We start from the raw sequence: 6,651 nt of genomic DNA on the forward strand, positions 1-6,651 counted from the left end.
GGCGGCGCGGCCGAGGACTGGCGCCGCCTGCAGACCGAGCTCACCGGACCGCGGCTGCACGCCTACGAGGCCTCCCGGCGCCGCGCCGGCATCCTCCAGGAGTCCTTCGACCTGCGCCCCCTCGACGGCCGCGACATCCTGGTCCACCAGATCGAGGCCCGCGACCCGCAGGCCGCCGCCCGCCGCCTGCTCACCTCCGCCGACCCCTTCGACCACTGGCTGCGCGAACAGGCCACCGAGATCCTCGGCACCGACCCCTGGTCCCGCCTCGCCGACAGCGCCACCACCGGCACCGCCCACACCTGGGCCTCCGTCACCAGCGAACTGGCTGCCGCCGACTGACCCGACACCCGGCCGTCGTCCCTCGCGAACGCGCCGCCGGGCCGGCCCCCGCGCCCCCGCGAACCGGCCGTGCGCGCGGACCCCGGTCCACGGGAGCCGGTGCCCCCGCACGGGAGCCGCTGCCGATGAACGGGCCCCGGGTCCAAGGGATGTGGCGTCCGCGCACGGGCCCTGGCGGAAGCGTCCGGTGAACGGGCCGCCGGCTCAGGGGAGTCGGCGCCCGTAAAGGGCCCCGGTCCACGGGAGCAGGCGCCCCGTACGGGAACGGGGACCGGTGAACGGGCCTCCGGCCCGGGGGAGTCGGCGCCGGTGAGCGAGTCCCGGTTCAAGCCGGCCGGACCTGGTGAGCGGGCCGCGGGCCGCCCGGCCCCAGTACTTCTCTAGCAAGGGCATCAATACTGTCACTGCTAATTCCCGGGTGCCGCCGGCACCGGCGACCCCCGGGGATGACAACCGCCCGCACGGCTCAGGAAGGAACCGATGATGCGGCAACGAACACTCGGCACCCAGGGGCCGGCGGTCTCCGAACAGGGACTCGGCTGCATGGGCATGACCTTCGCCTACGGCCCCGCCGACGACCAGGAGGCACTGCGCACCGCGCACCGGGCACTGGAACTGGGCGTCACCTTCCTCGACACCGCCGACTTCTACGGCCCGCACAGCAACGAGGAGTTCGTCGCCCGCGTCATCGCCGGCCGCCGCGACCGTGTCGTCGTCTGTTCCAAGGTCGGCAACGAGATCACCGAGGACGGCACCATCACCGGCCGCCTCAACAACCGTCCCGACTACATCCGCACCGCCGTCGAGGGCACCCTGCGCCGGCTGGGCACCGACCACCTCGACCTGTACTACCTGCACCGCGTCGACCCCGCCGTGCCCGTCGAGGAGTCCATCGGCGCGCTCGCCAAACTCGTCGACGCCGGCAAGGTGCGCCACCTCGGCGTCTGCGAGGCGTCCGCCGCCACCATCCGCCGCGCCCACGCCGTACACCCCCTGGCCGCCGTACAGACCGAGTACTCCCTGTCCACCCGCGACGTCGAGGCCAACGGAGTCCTCGCCACCGTCCGTGAACTGGGCATCGGCTTCGTCGGCTACAGCCCGCTGGGCCGCGGCCTGCTCACCGGCCGCATCCGCAGCCTCGACGGCCTGGCCGAACACGACTTCCGCCGCGTCGCGCCCCGCTTCCAGCAGGGCAACCTCGACCAGAACCTGCACGTCGTCGAACAGCTGCAGCACCTGGCCGCGGCCAAGGGCATCACCGCCGGACAGCTCGCCCTGGCCTGGGTGCTCGCCCAGGGCGACGACGTGGTCGCCATCCCCGGCACCAAGCGCGTCCCGTACCTCCAGGAGAACCTCGCCGCGAGCGACGTGACCCTCAGTGCGGACGACCTCAGGGCGCTCGACGAGATCGCCCCCCACGGCTCCACGGTGGGGGACCGCTATCCCGTCGGCGCCATGGCCACGCTCGACGGCTGAGCCCCGACCGGCCGCGGACCTTCGAAGACGAGTGAGAGCGACAACCATGGCGAACATCACGATCATCGGCGGCGGACTGGCCGGCCTGACCGCGGCGATCTCCGCCGCCGAACAGGGCGCCCGCGTCACCGTCCACGAGGCCCACTCCCACGCGGGCGGCCGCGCCCGCTCCGCCTCCGGCCCCTACGTCACCAACGACGGCCCCCACACCTTCTTCGACAACGGCGACGCCTGGCACTGGCTGCTGCGGCGCGGACTGGCCGGCCGCTACGTACGGCTGTCCTTCCACGAGTGGACCCGGATGCGCTTCCGCCACCAGGGCCGGCTGCGGATGACGCTGCCCGGCGGCTACATGAGGATGACCTGGATGCACCGCGGCATCGACGTCCCCGTCGACCGCTCCTTCCAGGACTGGGCGAGCGAACGCTTCGCCCAGCAGACCGTCGACGAGGCCCTCGGCTTCCTCGGCCCGATCCTCTTCGACGGCGACCCCGGACGCCTCTCGGCGGCCTTCGTGTGGGAACGCCTGCTGCGCGTGGGCACCCCTCGCTTCCCGCTGCCCAGCCGCTACTTCATGGGCGGCTGGGGCGCGCTGATCGCACGGATGGAACGCGTCGCCCGCGCCCGCGGCGTGGTCATCGAGACCGGCTCCCGGCTGAGCGAACTGCCCACCGGCGGACCGGTCATCGTCGCGACCTCCCTCGCCGCCGCCCGCAGCCTGCTCGGCGACGACTCCCTGCAGTGGCCCAGCGGCACCGCCGCCCTGCTCGACATGGCCGTCACCCACTCCAAGAAGGACGGCAACGTCTCCTTCGACATGGACGAGGGCGGCTTCACCTCCCAGTACTCCGACCACGACCCCTCCCTCGCCCCCGAAGGCCAGGCCCTGTTCCAGGGACAGATGCCGATCAGGCCCGGCGAGTCGAAGGCCGACGCGCTGGCCCGCCTGGAGAAACTCTTCGACCTGACCACCCCCGGCTGGCAGCAGCGCATCCTGTGGCGCCGCGAAGGCGTCTCCCGCGGCCGCACCGGCGCCCTCGACCTGCCCGGCCTCAGCTGGCGCGACCGGCCCGCCGTCGACCGCGGGGACGGGGTGTTCCTGGCCGGCGACAGCGTCGCCGCCCCCGGCATCCTCGCCGAGACCTCCATCAACAGCGCCCTGCGGGCCGCGGAACTCGCCCTCAGCGCCCGGCCCGCCGCGCACCGCTCCACGGTGCCCGGGCAGGAATCCGCGGTGCTCGGGTGATGAGTCCGCCTCGCGTCCCACCCCACCCTGTTAGGGAGCGCAGCACATGAGAATCACCCTGTCCGAGCGCGGCACCCCGGACTGGCAGACCGCCGCGGACCTGGCCCGGCTGGTGTTCGCCAAGCAGTACCGGGCCAGCATCGCCCCCGACCCGGACGGCTTCCTCGCCTTCTTCGAGACCGCCGCCGACGGCCAGGAGGAAGTCCTCGCCTGCGCCGGCCTGTCCTTCCCCGAGGAAGAGACCATCCTGCTGGAGCGCTATCTCGACGCTCCCGTCGAAGACGTCATCACCCAGGCCGTCGGCACCCCCGTCAAACGCTCCCAGGTCCTGCAGATCGGCTCCATCGCCTCCGTACGGGCCGCCGCCGGCGCCGAGATCATCAAAGCGATCCCGCTGATCATGGCCTGCCTGGGCCGCCCCTACGCCGTGATGACCATGACCGGCCGGCTCGCCGCGCTCATGCAGCGCCTCGGCTGCGTCTTCCACCCCCTCGCCGACGCCTCCCTCGAACGGCTGCCCGCCGACGAACGCGCCGCCTGGGGCACCTACTACGACACCCGGCCCGTCGTCGGCTACGCCGAGGCCGCCGAACAGTCCACCCTGCTGCTGGCCGCCATCGGCCGCTACTGCTTCACCTCGGTCGACATGCGGCTGCTGAGCAACCGCCCGGACCGGCAGGGGGTGCTCACCCGTGCCGCCTGACACCGCACCCCTGTCCCTGGCCCGCGGACTGCTCAGCCAGGCCGACAGCGACGCCGTCATGGTCCGCGTCCTGGCCGCCGACGGCGGCGAGGCCACCGCCCACAGCTACCGCGACCTCATCCGCACCGCCCTGGCCCTGGCCGCCGACCTCACCGGCCTGGCCCGCACCCTGGGCCGGCCCGCCCGGGTGGGACTGCTCGCCGAGAACTCACCCGAATGGGTCGCCGCCGACCTCGCCGCCCTGTTCGCCGGCGCCGTCGAGATCCCCGTACCCACCGCCTTCACCGCCCAGCAGGCCGCCTCCCTCCTGCAGAACGCCGACCTGTGCCTGACCGACACCGCGGGCAGCGCGGCCCTGGCCCGCTGGAGCACCACCGAGCCCGTGCTGCCGGCCGGCTGCCCCACCACCGCCCTCGACCTGCCCGCCCTGCTCGCCCGGCCCCCCGCCGGGCACCCGCCCGTCCCCGGCCACGACGCCGTCGTCAAGGTCATCCACACCTCCGGCACCACCTCCGCCCCCAAAGGCGTACAGATCCGCCGGCACGGCCTGGACGCACTGCTCACCTCGCTGCGCACCCGCACCCGCCCGGCGATCTTCGAGCGGTACCTGTCCATCGTCCCCCTCAGCCTGCTCATCGAACAGGTCGCCGGCCTCTACATGCCCTTCCTCGCCGGCGGCTCGGTGTCCTTCCTGCCCCCCGGCACCGCCCTGGTCGGCACCGCCGCCGACGCCGCACCGCGCATGCTCACCCTGCTGCACCAGGCCCGCCCCACCGCCCTGGTCGTCCCGCCCACCGTCGCCGGCCTCTTCCTCGCCCTGTGCGACCAGCAGCCCGCCGAGAGCGTCACCGAACGCCACCGGCGGATCTTCGGCCACGACGGCCCCGTCTTCATCGCCTGCGGCGGCGCCCCCGTCCCGCCCGAGATCCTCCAGCGCCTGCACGCTTATGGAGTGACCGTCCACGAGGGCTACGGACTGAGCGAGAACTCCTCCGTGGTGTCCTGGAACTTCCCCGGCGAAGTCCGCTTCGGCACCGTCGGCCGCCCCCTGGACCACGTGCACGCCGAACTCGCCGACGACGGCGAACTCCTCATCCGCAGCACCTCCCTGTTCGCCGGCTACACCCGCGAGGACCCCTCCAGCGTCGTCGTCGACGACCAGGGCCGCCTGCACACCGGCGACCTCGCCGAGATCGACGACGACGGCTACCTGCGCATCACCGGACGCAAGAAGAACCTCGTCATCACCGCCGGCGGCCGCAACGTCGCCCCCGAATGGGTCGAGGCCCGCTACCGCGAACTCGGCTTCATCCGCGAGGCCGCCGTCATCGCCGACGGCCTCGACGACGTGCACGGCCTGTTCGTCATCGACGCCGCCCTCGACCCCGACACCGCCCGCAGCCGCATCACCGAATTCGGCCGGCACAAACTCTCCGGCATCGAACGCGCCGCCGTCGTCCACCTCATGTCCGAGGACGACCCCGCCTACGCCACCTGCTTCACCGTCACCGGCCGCCCCCGCCGCGACGTCATCCGCCACCACGTCCTCGGCCCGACCCCCGCCGAAGCCGCGGCACCCCGGCAGACCAAGGAGAAGGCATGAGCACGGCTGTGCAGACCACGCCCTACGGCACCGGCAGCGGCCTGCTGGTCCAGCCCGCGGGCCCCGGCGGCCTCGACGCCATCGACCCCAAGGAACTGCGCGACCTCCTCGCCCAGGCCGGGTTCCTGCTGCTGCGCGGCTTCGGCGCCGACATGGACGCCTTCACCGCCCTGGTCCAGAACACCTCCACCTCCACCACCCTCGACCCCGCCCGCGACTTCTACTCCGAGGTCGCCCAGAAGGTCGACGCCGGCTTCGACGAGGTCGGCCTGCACACCGAGAACGGCAACAGCCCCTTCCGCTCCCACCTCGCCTGGTTCTTCTGCGAGAAGGCCGCCTCCACCGGCTCCCAGACCACCGTCTGCGACGGCTACCGCGTCTGGGACGCCCTCAGCGACCAGGCCCGTACCGCCTTCGCCGCCCAGGACATCGTCTACAGCCGCTACGTCGGCGAACCCCAGTGGCGCGCCATGGCCCACCACCTGCTGGGCCGCACCAAGCCCGCCGACCGGATCCAGGTGAGCGAACTCCTCGCCCTGGCCGGACAGTTGCCCGGCACCGAGATCACCCCCCAGGACGACGGCGGTGTGCGCTACTCCTTCCGCACCCCCGCCGCCGGCCCCACCGTCTTCGGCCCCCGCCCCTCCTTCGCCAACAGCATCCTGGGCCCCTCCTTCAACTACGAGAAGCCCACCATCACCTTCGCCGACACCACCGAACTGCCCGCACCCCTGCTCGCCGAGGTCGAAGAGGTCACCGCCCGCCTCACCGAGAACCTCGACTGGCAGGACGGCGACGCCGCCGTCATCGACAACACCCGCGTCATGCACGGCCGGCGCGCCATCACCGACCCCGACCGCACCATCTACAACGCCCTCAGCTACATCGAGGCACCCGCCGCCTGACCGGGCCGCCCCCTTCCCGGCCGCCCGCCCCCGGAGGGCGGCGCCGGAGGCGGGGCGGGAGGCAGACCCGTCCGAGAGGGAGCCATGACCACCGACCACCCCGCCGCCCGCGCCACGGACCGCGCACCCGACGCCGACGGCGCCGCGGCCGACCCGCGCCGCTGGCGCCTGCTCGTCTTCGTCGCCCTCGCCCAGTTCATGGTCCTGCTGGACACCACCGTGGTGAACCTCGCCCTGCCCGCCGTCCAAAGCGACCTCGGCGCCGGCCCCACCGCCATCGAATGGGTCCTGACCTCCTACATCCTGTGCTTCGGCGGCCTCATGCTGCTCGGCGGCCGCACCGCCGACCGCTGGGGCAGGCGCCGCACCTTCCTGC

The 6,651-nt window shown here is 73.1% G+C and carries 6 protein-coding genes and 1 pseudogene; all 7 read left to right on the top strand.

The window, feature by feature from the left end; all coding sequences use genetic code 11:
• A pseudogene (locus ABZV34_RS36345) lies at window positions 1-342 on the top strand (ester cyclase); the annotation flags it as partial.
• A gap of 483 nt (window positions 343-825) precedes the next feature.
• Window positions 826-1,818 carry an aldo/keto reductase gene (locus ABZV34_RS36350; RefSeq protein ID WP_356286636.1) on the top strand — a complete coding sequence of 331 codons (993 nt, stop codon included), beginning with the start codon at window positions 826-828 and terminating at the stop codon, window positions 1,816-1,818.
• Between the two features lie 31 nt (window positions 1,819-1,849).
• Window positions 1,850-3,064, top strand: a complete 1,215-nt coding sequence (locus ABZV34_RS36355) for an FAD-dependent oxidoreductase (RefSeq protein WP_356286621.1) — start codon at window positions 1,850-1,852, stop codon at window positions 3,062-3,064.
• A 46-nt stretch (window positions 3,065-3,110) separates the two neighbouring features.
• Window positions 3,111-3,767, top strand: coding sequence for a thermostable hemolysin (locus ABZV34_RS36360; protein ID WP_356286624.1), 657 nt, complete (start codon window positions 3,111-3,113; stop codon window positions 3,765-3,767).
• Window positions 3,757-5,370: an AMP-binding protein gene (locus ABZV34_RS36365; RefSeq protein ID WP_356286627.1), complete on the top strand. Its 1,614-nt coding sequence runs from the start codon at window positions 3,757-3,759 to the stop codon at window positions 5,368-5,370. Before ABZV34_RS36360 ends, ABZV34_RS36365 begins: the two co-directional genes overlap by 11 nt.
• Window positions 5,367-6,275 (top strand): TauD/TfdA family dioxygenase, encoded by a 909-nt coding sequence (locus ABZV34_RS36370; protein WP_356286630.1) that lies wholly within the window; start codon window positions 5,367-5,369, stop codon window positions 6,273-6,275. The genes ABZV34_RS36365 and ABZV34_RS36370 overlap by 4 nt, the downstream gene beginning before the upstream one ends.
• Window positions 6,276-6,359: 84 nt before the next feature.
• Window positions 6,360-6,651, top strand: a 292-nt coding sequence (locus ABZV34_RS36375) for an MFS transporter (protein ID WP_356286633.1), incomplete at its 3' end; no start/stop codon positions are given.

Origin of the sequence: Streptomyces sp. NPDC005195 (assembly GCF_040608315.1) — a bacterium.
Classification (GTDB): domain Bacteria; phylum Actinomycetota; class Actinomycetes; order Streptomycetales; family Streptomycetaceae; genus Streptomyces; species Streptomyces kaempferi.

Bases quoted from the DNA above. Each gene is read 5' to 3' on its own strand.
- ABZV34_RS36350 (WP_356286636.1), top strand. From the start codon at position 826: ATGCGGCAACGAACACTCGGCACCCAGGGGCCGGCGGTCTCCGAACAG.
- ABZV34_RS36360 (WP_356286624.1), top strand. From the start codon at position 3,111: ATGAGAATCACCCTGTCCGAGCGCGGCACCCCGGACTGGCAGACCGCC.
- ABZV34_RS36370 (WP_356286630.1), top strand. From the start codon at position 5,367: ATGAGCACGGCTGTGCAGACCACGCCCTACGGCACCGGCAGCGGCCTG.